The organism is Ensifer sp. PDNC004 (assembly GCF_016919405.1).
In the GTDB taxonomy this organism is placed as follows: domain Bacteria; phylum Pseudomonadota; class Alphaproteobacteria; order Rhizobiales; family Rhizobiaceae; genus Ensifer.
On the sequence record NZ_CP070354.1, the window covers coordinates 607,977 to 620,688 of the forward strand.

The 12,712-nt window shown below is 58.1% G+C and carries 13 protein-coding genes and 1 pseudogene; 8 read left to right on the forward strand and 6 right to left on the reverse strand.

The features are described 5' to 3' along the window. Window positions 1-12: 12 nt before the first annotated feature. The 4 genes from JVX98_RS31155 to argF form a co-directional block, all read right to left on the reverse strand. Window positions 13-1,335, reverse strand: a complete 1,323-nt coding sequence (locus JVX98_RS31155; protein WP_205239675.1) for a trypsin-like peptidase domain-containing protein — start codon at window positions 1,333-1,335, stop codon at window positions 13-15. Between the two features lie 215 nt (window positions 1,336-1,550). Beyond that, window positions 1,551-1,961, reverse strand: coding sequence for a hypothetical protein (locus tag JVX98_RS31160; RefSeq protein WP_246765085.1), 411 nt, complete (start codon window positions 1,959-1,961; stop codon window positions 1,551-1,553). Window positions 1,962-2,001: 40 nt separating this feature from the next. Next, window positions 2,002-3,597, reverse strand: coding sequence for an MBL fold metallo-hydrolase RNA specificity domain-containing protein (locus JVX98_RS31165; RefSeq protein ID WP_205240089.1), 1,596 nt, complete (start codon window positions 3,595-3,597; stop codon window positions 2,002-2,004). A gap of 72 nt (window positions 3,598-3,669) precedes the next feature. Beyond that, window positions 3,670-4,692, reverse strand: a complete 1,023-nt coding sequence (gene argF, locus JVX98_RS31170) for an ornithine carbamoyltransferase (protein ID WP_205239676.1) — start codon at window positions 4,690-4,692, stop codon at window positions 3,670-3,672. A gap of 216 nt (window positions 4,693-4,908) precedes the next feature. Between argF and JVX98_RS31175 the strand changes: the two genes are divergently transcribed. Continuing rightward, window positions 4,909-5,340, forward strand: coding sequence for a hypothetical protein (locus JVX98_RS31175; RefSeq protein ID WP_205239677.1), 432 nt, complete (start codon window positions 4,909-4,911; stop codon window positions 5,338-5,340). Window positions 5,341-5,374: 34 nt separating this feature from the next. On the opposite strand, the gene JVX98_RS31180 is transcribed toward JVX98_RS31175, so the two are convergent. Continuing rightward, window positions 5,375-6,115: a response regulator gene (locus JVX98_RS31180; RefSeq protein WP_205239678.1), complete on the reverse strand. Its 741-nt coding sequence runs from the start codon at window positions 6,113-6,115 to the stop codon at window positions 5,375-5,377. A gap of 137 nt (window positions 6,116-6,252) precedes the next feature. Here JVX98_RS31180 and JVX98_RS31185 point away from each other — a divergent pair, with 137 nt between their 5' ends. The 3 genes and pseudogenes from JVX98_RS31185 to JVX98_RS31195 all read left to right on the forward strand — a co-directional run bounded on the left by JVX98_RS31185 (window position 6,253) and on the right by JVX98_RS31195 (window position 8,791). After that, window positions 6,253-6,993, forward strand: coding sequence for a helix-turn-helix domain-containing protein (locus JVX98_RS31185; protein WP_205239679.1), 741 nt, complete (start codon window positions 6,253-6,255; stop codon window positions 6,991-6,993). Between the two features lie 321 nt (window positions 6,994-7,314). Further along, window positions 7,315-7,710, forward strand: a pseudogene (locus JVX98_RS31190) (response regulator); the annotation flags it as partial. 247 nt (window positions 7,711-7,957) lie between these two features. Beyond that, window positions 7,958-8,791, forward strand: coding sequence for a universal stress protein (locus JVX98_RS31195; protein WP_192448534.1), 834 nt, complete (start codon window positions 7,958-7,960; stop codon window positions 8,789-8,791). A 65-nt stretch (window positions 8,792-8,856) separates the two neighbouring features. Here JVX98_RS31195 and JVX98_RS31200 read toward each other — a convergent pair whose 3' ends face one another. Further along, window positions 8,857-9,309 carry a pyridoxamine 5'-phosphate oxidase family protein gene (locus JVX98_RS31200; RefSeq protein ID WP_205239681.1) on the reverse strand — a complete coding sequence of 151 codons (453 nt, stop codon included), beginning with the start codon at window positions 9,307-9,309 and terminating at the stop codon, window positions 8,857-8,859. A 135-nt stretch (window positions 9,310-9,444) separates the two neighbouring features. Between JVX98_RS31200 and JVX98_RS31205 the strand changes: the two genes are divergently transcribed. The 4 genes from JVX98_RS31205 (at window position 9,445) to JVX98_RS31220 (ending at window position 12,677) form a co-directional block, all read left to right on the forward strand. Further along, window positions 9,445-10,101 carry a BON domain-containing protein gene (locus JVX98_RS31205; RefSeq protein WP_192448536.1) on the forward strand — a complete coding sequence of 219 codons (657 nt, stop codon included), beginning with the start codon at window positions 9,445-9,447 and terminating at the stop codon, window positions 10,099-10,101. Window positions 10,102-10,132: 31 nt separating this feature from the next. Then, entirely contained in the window at window positions 10,133-10,387 is a 255-nt protein-coding gene (locus JVX98_RS32790) for a cation-transporting P-type ATPase (protein ID WP_205239682.1), read from the forward strand. Window positions 10,388-10,617: 230 nt separating this feature from the next. After that, entirely contained in the window at window positions 10,618-11,121 is a 504-nt protein-coding gene (locus JVX98_RS31215) for a universal stress protein (protein WP_205239683.1), read from the forward strand. 521 nt (window positions 11,122-11,642) lie between these two features. After that, entirely contained in the window at window positions 11,643-12,677 is a 1,035-nt protein-coding gene (locus tag JVX98_RS31220; RefSeq protein WP_192448539.1) for an ABC transporter ATP-binding protein, read from the forward strand. Window positions 12,678-12,712: the final 35 nt, after the last annotated feature.

The window sequence follows — 12,712 nt, forward strand, 5'->3', positions numbered from 1 at the left end:
GAAGAGTTCCGTCTACGGAACCACAAATCGATATGCTGTGCCTGCGCGCAGGATATCGAACGAAACTTTGCCATCGGCGGCGTCCAACAGGTCCTGAATCCGCGACGCCGAGACGGGGGGCTCGCCGTTGATCGATGTCAGGTAGTCACCCGATCTCAGCCCAGCTGCATAGGCGACGCTATCGGATGGTACTTCCATTAGTACCGGCCCTTTGGGCGTACATGCGCGCGAAGCCGATGAACCCGGCAGGGCAAGGGTCACGGTGTCCAGCGCGCCCTGGCCCGGAGAGCCCTGCACGTCTACGGGATCTAGAAGCTTCAGCTCCAGCCGTTGTGACCTGCCCTCCCGGCGGATATCGAGAGTAACCTGCGCATCGGGCGCAAGCAGACTGACTGCATTCTTGAAGGCAGCCTCGGTCGAGACCGCGTGACCGTTAAGCGCGGTCACGGCATCGCCGAGCCTTACCCCCTGGCGCTCGGCAGCCGAGTTGCAGGAGAGCCGGTGGACGACCAGGTCCCTGGTCTTATCGTCTGCCTGTGAAAGGGTGACGGACACGCCGAGCCATCCGCGCTTTATGACGCCGTCCTTTATGAGAGCGCGAACGATCTTGGACGCGAAGTCGGAAGGGATAACAAAACCGACGCCCTGAGCTGCTTCGTTCGGCGGCGGCGCACCGCGCACCACTCCCAAAAGCTCGCCTGCCGCATTGACAAGCGCGCCGCCGGAGTTTCCCGGGTTAAGTGCGGCATCTGTCTGGATGTAGTCCTCATAGTCGTCGATCCCAAGTCCGGATCGGCTGAGGCCGCTTATGATACCGAAACTTGCTGTTTGCTCCAAGCCAAGAGGACTTCCCACCGCCACCACGAAATCGCCAACGTTCAGAACGGACGATCGCCCCCAGCCAAGTGCAACGAGGCCCCGCGCCGCGATCCTGATCACGGCAAGATCGGTGGGCTGATCGCTGCCGACAATTTCGGCCGGCAGAACGCGGCCATCGTTAAGCGTGACGGCGATGTCATCGGCATCGGCGATCACGTGGCTGTTTGTGACGATGTAACCCTGTTCGGCGTCGATGATGATGCCGGATCCCGCAATGGTAGAACCGCTCTGAACGATGAGGACATTATCGGGCAGGCCCAGGATCTTTCGAACGTTCGCATCGTCCAGCAAATCGTTCGTCAATATACGGCTGGCGGTACTGCTAATGCCAACGACCGCGGGCCGGACCCGAGACAGGGCATCAGAGAACCCTGTGCCACCACTTGCCGGGGCGGCTGGCGAAGCGGCGAACGCATAGATCGCGGTGGCAAGCAGGAAACATGGTAGATTCTGCATATCCTGCACTCCTGAAAAGAAGTCAGGATCTCATCTGTGCGCGCGCGCGCATTGACGCGCGTCAAGGAATATCGAATGTCAGTAGGCGATCACCTTGACGTCAGCTGCAGCCAGACGGCGATAGAGCCGGCCGCGTCGCCTGATTGGCCACCAGTCGTAGAGAAAAATCTCAAGCGCCCTCTAGTTTGCCACCCAAACCGAAGATGACCAGGCTTTCACTGGCGACAGAGCGTGCCCTCACCCGACAGATTGGCCACGAGCTGGCTTGCGATCAAGCTGAACGCGAGGATCGGCACGCCGATGAATAAGGCGCGCCGCCCCTCCCTTAAGAGCTGCCGCAACTCGCGACTGGCTTGCTTGTCACGGCTTTCAAAATTATAGCGCATCGCGTCCTGGACAATACGCGTCGAAGCCATGTCAGCTTCTCCCGACGGCAACTGCACGACGATCGCAATTGCTTGATCATTGGGGGGCGTCCTCCGCCAATCGACAATGAAACGCTCGGCGTCCTCGTCCAAATCGCGCTCATGAAACGGTGTGGGATCGAGCGAATTGAAGAGCCGAGCAAGTTGGTCGATGCGGATCGGGATCGTATGGCGTCCGCCGGTTGATGATCTCGTGTCCAACGTACGTGCTCCACACTTCGCCGCTGGCATGCGGAAGGGGTCAAGCGTCCTCGTTTAGTGCCCGCCGCACGCGGCGAATGACCACGGCCCGGGCTTTGTCGTCGGCTGCTTTTGCCAATTCCGCTTGCAAGTCGAGTACCAGCGATTGCAGATCGTTGTTCCAGTCCATCCGCCCCGCGCGAAGTGGATCGATGCGTGGCGGGGCGACGCCTTCAACTATCTCGACGGCTCCCTTCGCTTCCAGTCGGAACGAGGCATCCAAACGGGGACGAACCACCTTGTCCGGTCGAAGGAACGTCTGAAGCCGCTGTCTCATTCCCTCCAGAGCCGCATCCTCCCCATGCACAAGAAAGACCCCGGCGCCGATCGGCTCGCGCGCCTGCACCCATTCTGCCAGCTCCCTGCCATCGGCATGCCCGCTATAAATATCCAGCTTCCTGATGCGTGCACGGACGCGTATGTCCTCGCCTTGGATGCGCACCACCGAGGCCCCGTCCTCAAGAATGCGTCCCAAGGTACCGGCGGCCTGGTAACCGACAAGGAGCACGGTCCCCTCGTCTCGCCAAAGCCAGTTCTTCAGGCGATGCCTTATGCGACCGGCCTCACACATTCCGCTGGCGGCAATCACGATGTGAAAGCCTTTCATGAAATCGATTGCTTTCGATTGCTCCGGGGTCTCGGTGAAACGCACGTTCTTCGCTTGAAGGGCCTTGGCAAGCAGCTCCCCGTTCTCCAGTTCCCGCGCATGCCGTCGAAAAATTTCGCTCGCGCGTGTCGCCAGAGGCGAGTCGATGACGATCGGACATCTCTCGATTTTGCCGGTATCCATTAGATAAACGAGATCTGTGAGAAGCTCCTGAGTTCGTTCCACCGCGAAGGATGGAACGATCAAGGCGCCGTTTGGATGGGTCGCCTCCATGACCACCGTACGCAAAATGCGCCGTCTGGTTTCGTCGGTTGCATCTTCGCGCTCGACGTCGCCGTAGGTGCTCTCGCAAACGATATAGTCCCAGCCGGTCGGCGCGGCCGCGTCGTATTGCAGAAGCTTGTGACGTGGGCCGATGTCTCCGGAAAAGAGCAATCGGAGAGGCGTCGGTGCCGTGTCGAGCTCGACTTCGACGGACGCCGAACCGAGCAGGTGACCCGCATTCCAGAACCGAAACCGTATTCCCTCGGCCGCCGTCTCCCATTTGCCAAGCAGAACTTGCCTGAAGAGCGTGACCGCCGCTGCTGCATCATGGGCATCGTAAATTGGCGTCACAGGTTGCCGCCCGCGTCTGAGGTTTCGGCGGTTGAGCTGATCGACTTCACTTTCCTGAATATGCGCGGAGTCTGGCAGCATGACGGAACACAGATCGGCCGTGCCCGGCGTTGCGAAAATCGGGCCGCCGTACCCAAGTTTGGCGAGCTTCGGCAAGAGGCCGGAGTGGTCGATGTGCGCATGCGTCAGGATCACAGCGTCGATGCTGTCGACATCGAAGGGCAACGGACGATAGTTGAGTTCTTTTTCGGTCTTCGACCCTTGAAACAGCCCGCAATCGATCAGAACCTTCGTTTCGCCGAACTCAAGCAGGTGGCAGGAACCGGTGACGGTGCCTGCGGCCCCGTGAAAATGAAGGAGCGGTTGAGTATTCATCGACATGTGCCTTGTTCTGATTGCGGGGTCATGTGCCATGAAAGGTCTTCCGTTCAGTCGCAAGTCTGTAGATTAGGCCGGCGGCTCTGATGGGCCCCGTCGGTCGGCAAGTGTCGCCACAAGAAGCGCCTTGGCTGCATGCATGCGATTTTCAGCCTGATCGAAGACGATCGAGGATTTGGATTCAAACACACCGTCGCACACTTCCATGCATTCGACGCCGAAACGCTTGGCGATACGGGCGCCCGCCTCGTCTTCCCGGCAATGCCAGGCGGGAAGACTGTGCATCAGCTTCGTTTGTGGGTTATCGGTCGCCTCCATAACATTCTCTCTGACGGCAAAGGGCGCAAGCTGTCTCACCCGTTCGGCCCAACGCACGTCCGTGTCGCCAAACCACGGCGCCGTGCAGATAAAGTCTGCCCCGAGAATACCGGTGCCGACGTGCTCAAGTACCGCTATCCTGCCGCCGCTATCCCTTGCAGCCGAAGTCACATTTTCAATGAAGGACGCCTCCGGCCAGAAACTCGGCGGTGAAACGATGCGAAGGTCGATGCCGAGTTTTGAGGAAGCCACGGCCAGTGATCGAGCGACGTTGCTGCGTCCATCCCCAAGGAAGGCCACGATCATGCCATCGAGAGGCTTCTCACTGCATTCCTGCATCGTCACGAGGTCGGCCAAAGTCTGGGTGGGGTGTGACGTGTCGGTCCCTCCATTCAAGACGGGCACACACGCCCATTTGGCGACCTCTTCGACGACGGATTGGGAACGCCCAATATATCCGATTGCATCATAAAGCCGGTCGAGAAAACGGGCCGTGTCCTTGATCGATTCCCGATAGCGCGTGTGACCGGCTGATGGTCCGATCAAGGTCACGTTGGCACCTTGGTCGTAGGCAGCGACTTCAAAGGCCGCGCGCGTATGGATCGAATCCTGTTCGCATAACAGAACGACGTTCCTGGTGCTCAGTTGCTTGAGCTCGGTTCCACTCCGCCTTTCTTCCTTGAGGGTGCCGGCAAGCCGAAGCAGATAGTGGATTTCATCGGCAGTCAGGTCGTCAAGGGAAAGCACGCTACGACCACGAAGATCGATCGACATGGCGCATTCTCCTTTTTGGGCGCGCTCCTTAAGATAAATAAAAGACAGATATCCGCTACCGGCATTGATGCTCGTCAATGACGGCTCGCCTGCCGACGGGAAAACTCACTTCATAATGCCATGCCGCCATAATCGGGGAGAGCCTACAGTCGTGCGGCACAAAGCTCTGGACCCGGCCGGCTCTTTAATTCCGACTGACTCATCGGGAAGGATATCATGGCTTGCGCCTATGCCGTCGCCCCAATCAAAGCATCACAGGTCGAACGGGCCTATTTCCTGATCGGCGCGGTGGGCTACGACGTCGACCCTTGTGCATGGCGGCAGGTCTGTGCAGCGGCGCTCATGCGCAGACACCCCTCCCCCTTTGTCAAGGAGATTGCGGTTGTCGAGGATTCGCTCGGCTACATCAGGGGGATCGCCATATTGCGCGTGAGGCATCATGAAAGACTGGGCCGCCACCTCTCGGTGCCCGTCTTTGTCGTAGCCAGCGCCGGCGATCCGCGCGGTGTCTGCGACGCCCTGCTCGAATATTTGAGACTAGCGGCATTCAACAGGCATTGCCGCGCCATTCATGTCGCAAGTCTTGCGCCGGACAGGTGGCCGGGTGCGGACGGAGAGGTCGACGGAATAATCATACCGCTGCGTTGAAATCTCCAGTGAGCGTCATCGATAGGCGACAGCCCTAAGCGTTCTGTTTCACGGTGCGCGCACTGAATACATAGCCCACTCCGCGGACGGACTTGATGAACTCGGGACGGCGGGGGTCTCTCTCGATCTTCCTGCGTAACCGCGCTATCTGGGCGTCGATTACGCGGTCGAAGGCCTCCAGCGATCTGCCGCGCGTCAAATCCATCAACATATCCCTATTGAGGACGCGGCCGGCATGTCTCACGAGAGTGCACAGCATGTCGAACTCGGCCGTTGTCAAGGCGATCTCGCGACCGTCTTCAGATGTCAACCGACGACGGGAAACGTCGAGGCGCAAGCCTTCGAAACAGAAGGTTTCGCTTGTTTCATTCTCCTGAATCGACACGACTCTAGGTCGATGACGGCGAAGTGCACCTCTTACGCGTGCCAGAACCTCACGAAGGTGGAATGGCTTCGTGACATAGTCGTCGGCCCCGATTTCCAGGCCAACCACACGATCAACCACGTCGTCCCGGCCGGTCAGCATGATGATGGGAATATCGGAATGGGCGCGAAGCTCACGGGCGAGCGACAGCCCATCCTCTCCAGGGAGCCCCAGATCGAGCAAAACGATGTCCACATGGGCCTTATCGAGCCTGTCTCGCATTTCGCGGCCATCACCGGCAAGGCTAACCCGATAGCCTTCCCCTTCGAAGTAGCGTGACAACATCTGCCTTATGCGTGGATCGTCGTCCACAACCAGAACGAGTTCCGGCTCGCTTCTAGCGTTTGCCATACCTTTCCCCGAAGTTGGTCCACCGACATGCTGTTACATTCCGTTACACTATAGCACTATTTGTGGCAGATGCGTCGATGCCGGTTCACGCTCGGATGTTGAAATCCTCTACTCAGCGCCAGATGGAGGATGCGCGAATGACCCTTCAATCAGTTGCTATCAATGGCGGTCTTGGAGCGTTGGAGTGCTCTCCTGCTGTCCCGGATCTATCGTCGGTCTTCAGCTTCCAGCCGATCGTCGAAGCTGCGCCGGGTCAGGCGGTGTTTTGGGAAGGGGACGATGCCGGTTATGTTTTTCAGGTCGAAGACGGCATGCTGCGCGCATTGCGGCTGCTAACCGATGGTCGCCGGGTCATTGTCGGCTTCCTGCATCCCGGTGATCTCCTCGGCGTTTCTCTCAAGGACCGCTATCTCTATACTGTCGAAGCGATAACCGAGGTGAGATTGCGGCGATATCCCCGCCGTCGCTTTGAAGACGAAGTGGCTCGTCAGCCGCACCTTCGAAACCAGCTGTTTTCCAAGCTATGCGATGAAATGACAGCGGCCCAGGACCAGGCGGTGCTGCTGTCGCGACGTAGCGCCGACGAGAAGGTTGCCAACTTCCTGCTTCTTATGGCGAAAAACCGGGACGGCGCAGCCACGGATCTCGTCGATCTACCGATGACGCGGCTCGATATTGCGGACTACTTGAACATGACAATCGAAACGGTATCTCGAACCATAACGAAATTTGCAGGCATGGGCATCATCGCTGCGCCCGACCGGCGCTCGATCATCGTCTTGAAAAGACATATGCTTCAATCCATCGCGGATGGCGACGGTTGCGATCTTCGCCCAGATGCGATGTCGAATAGAGTTAGGCGAACTGATCTCGCCTGAGAACGTGGCGGTTGATGATAGCGCAAACTGTGGTCGGGAAAATCGTTGGTCTTCTTGAGGACGCGAATCTGATCGTCCATGGGACCGGCGGGCACGTCGGTCACTGGAGCAAGGGCTGCGAGCGACTTTACGGTTGGCGCGAGGCTGACGCGCAAGGTGAGGTAGTTCACCACCTGCTTGAAACCTCATTCCCCGAGCCCATCGAGGACATCCACGCAAAAGTTCAACGACACGGGTCATGGTCCGGCGAACTGGCACAAAAGCGCAAGGATGAGAGCAAGGTCTTCGTTGCCAGCCTCTGGATCGGCCTCCATAGGCGTGGCAAAGGATCCACCGCCGGAGCGGGTCGCGCAAGGACACGAGACTATTCTCGTTGTCGAGGACGACGCCCGTGTACGCCGTATTGTGGTCGCGCGGCTTTTGGACGCGGGCTATGGCGTTGTGGAGGCCGGGTCCGGGGCTGAAGCGCTTCAGCGTCTCGCCGACCACCCGGAGATTTCTCTTGTGTTTACGGACATGGTGATGCCCGGCGGGATGACAGGCAACGAGCTTGCACACCACGTTCGAAGATTCCGCCCTGAGATGAAGATACTCGTGACATCGGGTGACGCCGCTCCGAGCCTTGCCAAAGAGAGGCTACCGGAAGGCGCCTCTTGGCTGCTCAAACCCTACACGGCGAGAAAACTCTCAAAACGTCTGCGAGAACTGCTCGATTGATACCGTCACTTCAACGGACAACATTGCGGTACGTCAAGCGGATCGGTGCGGGTACAACCCTGCAAGCCACAAAGCGGCGAAATTGTGCCGGTTAAGCTTTTCCTACGACAACATCTTCGATGTCCGCTCTCCCATTCGGGCCTTCCAGCTGAGCATCCCGAACACTCTTTGATTGCCGTCAATGCCGTTTGCCAAGAGGTGCGTAGATTGGCTGGTAGCTCAAACGTGAATTCGGGAGATTGGAGCTATGACATACAAAACCGTACTATTGGTGGTCGATGCCGATAATTATGATCTCGATCTGAGAACCGCGGCAGACCTTTGCATGGCCGGAAGCGCACATCTGTCTGTTCTTCTGGTCAGACTTGCTGCCCCCGTGCCACTTGGCGACTATGCCGCGATGTCGGTTGCGTGGCTTGACGTGCGCGCACAGGATGCCGAGAAACTCGGCGATGCCGTTACGAATTCCCGCGCAACGCTGGAAGGCCTTGGTATCTCGTTTGAAGTCGAGGGCTGCTACCCGGAGGAAGCGTGGGTCGAGGATGACATCGGCGAGCGCGCACGTTACGCCGACATGACACTGATTGGATCAAGCCTCGAAGCGAGCTCCCGGCTTCGTTCGCACGCAATTGAAGGTGCGCTTTTTCGTTCGGCCCACCCAGTCCTTCTGTCGGGCAACCGCCAGTCGGTGACGTTAGCACCGAAAAAGATCCTGCTTGCATGGAACTCCACCATCGAAGCCGCCAGAGCCGCACGCGAAGCGCTTGAGATGATGAAGGCCGCTGACAGCGTCAACGTGGTACTGGTCGATCCCACGGCGGCGCCGGCAAGAAACGGAGAGGAACCGGGAGCCGATGTTGCGACTTACCTCGCCAGACACGGCATTAGGGTCACCGTTGACAGGCTCCCGAGCTCAGGCCGTCAGATCCATGAGGTGTTGATGCAGCATGCGCTCGACACCTCGGTCGACCTGATCGTTATGGGTGCCTATGGCCATTCGCGGGTTCGCGAACGCATGTTCGGTGGTGTGACGAAAGCCATGATCGAGGCACCCGCAGTGCCGGTGTTGATGGTCCATTGAACCATCGAACACAAGAAACAACAGGTGCGCCGCCTGGGAGCGGCACACCTTTCAGTTTTCAAGCTTCAAGTCTCACTCTCACAGCACGCCCGCCCGGTCATTTCAAGGACATCAATACTGAAGAACAGGTGCGGATAATGACCGGATATTTCCTGCGGAGCGGGCTTCAGGCCGCCCGGTTCCCACCAATTTGCTCTCTTTTCGAGAAGCGACCAGGCGTGCAGGTACTCGCGGTGCCACTGACCTGTCGGGGCAAGTTCCTGATAGCGCCCGTATATCACGACGCTTTTCCACTCGTTTCCTGAAACTGCGTCTATCTGCAGGCAAACATTGGGATTTTTACGCATCCAATCGATCTTCCGACCAGGCATGGAAAATGCATAAAGGCAATTTCCGGCGTAAGCATAGGTGATCGGTACGACATAGGGCTTGTTGTTCTCGCAACAGGCAAGGCGCCCCACGCGGCTCTCCTGAACAAGGCTGCTGCAATCGTGACGGGACATTTCCTTGATGATCATGATCCACCTCCTTGGGCGAATGTCTCAAGATTAGATCCATAAACTTCATCCCGCTTTGACGCCCCTCAAAGACCCGTATCCGGCGGAGGCGCATACTTCGTTGCAGACTGGATGAAGAAACCTTCGGAGGCCGTCATGAACGATAACAGTTTACGACAGGATATTCTCGACGAACTCGATTATGAGCCCAGCCTCGACGCCGCAAACATCGGCGTCACCGTTGAGAATGGAATAGTGACCCTGACTGGTCACGTCCACAGCTTCGCCGAAAAACACGCCGCCGAACAGGTTGCTCGACGGATAAGGGGTGTTCGGGCGATCGCGGAGGAAATCGCGGTGCGGTTGCCCGAGCACAAGAAAACTGCCGATGACGAGATCGCAAGCCGTGTTCTGAAGATCCTCGACTGGGGTGCGGCTATTTCCGATCTGAGCGATATTCAGGTGAAGGTTGAAAACGGGTTCGTCACACTCGCCGGCGCTGTCGACTTCTATTTTCAACGTTCGGCGGCCGAACATTCCGTTCGCCAGCTCTCCGGTGTAACGGGGATCGATAACCAGTTGAGGATCCGGCCAAGGATGGATGTCGTCGATATTCGTCACGGCATCAAGCAGGCCTTGCGACGGAATGCCGAAATCGAGGCAGAGGACATCGAGGTTGAAGTCTCGGGCAACCACGTGACCCTGCGCGGGAAAGTCCAAAGCGCCCGAGAGCGTATCACCGCCGAGCAGGCTGCCTGGTCCGCAAAAGGGGTGAGTGGGGTAACCGACTATCTGACGGTGTCCGACAAGTAGGCACTTTTGGTCAGCGTTCCTCCGAGGGCTCATGATAGCCGACACTATCCCACTCAGCCTCACCCGGCGTCAAAAGGAAGACAATGGCTCTACGGGGCTCACGAGCGGGGAGGCCCGCAGCCGGTTGGCCAAGTGTGGTCCAAACGCCCTGCCCGAACCACGGGCAGGGTCGGTGGCCGAAGACCAGCCGCAAACAGGAACGGACTGTTTTCAACCTCCGACACGTACGCAACGATACCGCCAAGTCCGGAAATTCCGAAGGTTCGTATGCCGGCTGTCCGGCTGACTTCCGGCCTCTCCCTCTCGCACCACCCCCGCCTCCAACCCGCCGAGAAGGCCAATTGCAAGTGCGAGCCCGAAACGAAGGAAAAGCGGTTCGATTTGCACTCTCCAAGGCGGCATACGTGCTGAGATCAAACCATCGCATTTGTGCTCAGCTAACTTCGATCATGTCTTTGACGATGATCAATGCTTGCGGTTTGGAAATGTATGAGGCTGTCCTGAGAGGAGTTTTCCATGGATAACCATATCCTGGTTGCAAGCGATGGATCCGATGAAGCGCGCGACGCCGTGGCGATGGCCGCAAAGTTTGCCAAGGCGATCGACGCTCCCCTGACCGTTCTCCACGTTGCCCCACCAAATTTTGCAAGCGCAACACAGAGCCTTCCCGGATTCGGACACGTTCTCCCAGTCGGCAACATGATCCCTGGCATGTCGAGGCCGGCAGGGGAACTTTCACGTACGCCCGGCGATGGAATCGATGAGAGTGCCATGATGCTCGGCAAGACAATTGCGGACGAAGCTCGAAATGTGGCACGTGGGCTCGGCGTCGAGAACGTCTCCGTGCGACTGGAAGTGGGCGACTGCGCCGAGACGATTCTTGAGACTGCAGCGGAGATCAGCGCAAGCTTGATCGTCGTTGGCAGCCGGGGCCTTGGGCGACTGAAGGGCATACTTCTCGGGAGTGTGTCGAAGAAGGTGGCTCAGGATGCGCAATGTTCGGTCCTTATCGTGCGTTGAGGTTTGCGAAGAAGAACGGTTGGCTTGCCGCGCTAAGGTGTCTGCGAGACTGACCACGTTGACGATCTAGGGAACCCGGCTCTTGAGCGCTCATCACACAAATGTCCTGCGGTGGCGAGAAGGCGCCGCTGCCCGCGAGCGTAGGCTCGCCCTCCTCTCGCCGCCCGAACTGCCAGAAATTTCTGACTCCGGCATCACGGGCCGGATCAACGGGCGGGAGTTCGTCCGCCTTCTGATTGACGACAACCATCTCTCGCGCGGGATCTGGATGAGGACAGAGGGAACAATTGCAGTCTCTGTCGCCGAGGATCGCATCGTTGCAGGCGCATTCCTTTTGCCCGACGAAGTCAGGCGGGTAGGCCACGACCAGACGGATGAAGTATCTGTCCGAGGCGGTTGTGAGACTGCACTTTGCCGAGAGGAAGACCGTCTACTGAGGTTGCTCGCGCCTGCGCGATATCAGCCGACAAGAGGCGGCAAGGCAACAGCAGTGTGCAAGTTCGACGTGATCGGGGTCTGACATGGCAACAGCAACAGAAAATCCATCCATGACGCGTTCGCGGTGGAGCTTTTCGAAGACCATGGCGCGCCGTATACGGCCGCTGGCCCCCGCTGTGCCCGTGCAACTGAACGAGACCTTTGGGAAATTCATCTGGAGTGTTACCGGCCTACACCAATTTTATGTCGGCGCGGTCGCCATCGGCGTGACGCTCTTCAACTTCATACCGATCGAGTTGCAGCGCCGGATTGTAGACGATGCCGTCGCCACAAAGGATTTCAGGCACCTTGCTGAACTAGGTCTGGTCTACCTCGCGGTTTTGGGCGCCTATTCCTGCCTGAAGTATGTACTATTTATCTACCAGAGTTGGATTGCCGAAAGCGCGATCAAAACCGCGCGCGACCAACTGGCACCAATTGCTTGCAAACGAGCGAGACAGCCGACTGAAGCAAGCGGGCAGACTGCGAATGTCCTGGGCAATGAAGTTGACACTGTCGGCGGGTTTGTCGGAACCAGTATCTCCGAGTTCGTTGTAAACATTAGCATGATGCTCTCGGTCCTGGCCTATATGGCATATATGGAGCCGGTGATTGCTCTGTTCAGCGTCGCAGCCGTGATTCCTCAGTTTCTGCTCGCCAAATACCTGCAGCAGAGCCTTAACAAGCGGGTCGAGCGACAAATCGGCTTGGTACGAAGGCTTGGTGATCAGGCTGTGGACCGCTCGTCGAGGAGGGCAGCAGTGCTCCATGCTACGCATAGGACCATTCGGACGATCTTTCAAAACCGGATGCAACTCTACCTCTTGAAATTCGGACTGAAGACCGTTCTCAACATCGCAAATTCGCTCGGCTCCCTGATGGTGCTTCTCGCCGGCGGTTATTTGGTGATCACGGGACAGACGACGATCGGCACAGTGATGGCTTTCGTTTCCGGGTTCCAACGCCTGTCCGATCCGACAGGGGATTTGCTCGAGTTCTATCGAACCTATTCGCAAGCCAAGGTTCAGTATCGAATGATCGTGGAATGGGTAGCTGAACCGAGCGCCTCTCAGGCGTGATCGAACGCTGGAAGCCTGTTTCGGTGGCCGCCCGC

Coding starts and splice junctions, on each gene's coding strand:
- JVX98_RS31155 (WP_205239675.1), bottom strand. CDS start 1,335: ATGCAGAATCTACCATGTTTCCTGCTTGCCACCGCGATCTATGCGTTC.
- JVX98_RS31165 (WP_205240089.1), bottom strand. CDS start 3,597: ATGAATACTCAACCGCTCCTTCATTTTCACGGGGCCGCAGGCACCGTC.
- argF (WP_205239676.1), bottom strand. CDS start 4,692: ATGTCGATCGATCTTCGTGGTCGTAGCGTGCTTTCCCTTGACGACCTG.
- JVX98_RS31175 (WP_205239677.1), top strand. CDS start 4,909: ATGGCTTGCGCCTATGCCGTCGCCCCAATCAAAGCATCACAGGTCGAA.
- JVX98_RS31180 (WP_205239678.1), bottom strand. CDS start 6,115: ATGGCAAACGCTAGAAGCGAGCCGGAACTCGTTCTGGTTGTGGACGAC.
- JVX98_RS31185 (WP_205239679.1), top strand. CDS start 6,253: ATGACCCTTCAATCAGTTGCTATCAATGGCGGTCTTGGAGCGTTGGAG.
- JVX98_RS31195 (WP_192448534.1), top strand. CDS start 7,958: ATGACATACAAAACCGTACTATTGGTGGTCGATGCCGATAATTATGAT.
- JVX98_RS31200 (WP_205239681.1), bottom strand. CDS start 9,309: ATGATCATCAAGGAAATGTCCCGTCACGATTGCAGCAGCCTTGTTCAG.
- JVX98_RS31205 (WP_192448536.1), top strand. CDS start 9,445: ATGAACGATAACAGTTTACGACAGGATATTCTCGACGAACTCGATTAT.
- JVX98_RS32790 (WP_205239682.1), top strand. CDS start 10,133: ATGATAGCCGACACTATCCCACTCAGCCTCACCCGGCGTCAAAAGGAA.
- JVX98_RS31215 (WP_205239683.1), top strand. CDS start 10,618: ATGGATAACCATATCCTGGTTGCAAGCGATGGATCCGATGAAGCGCGC.
- JVX98_RS31220 (WP_192448539.1), top strand. CDS start 11,643: ATGGCAACAGCAACAGAAAATCCATCCATGACGCGTTCGCGGTGGAGC.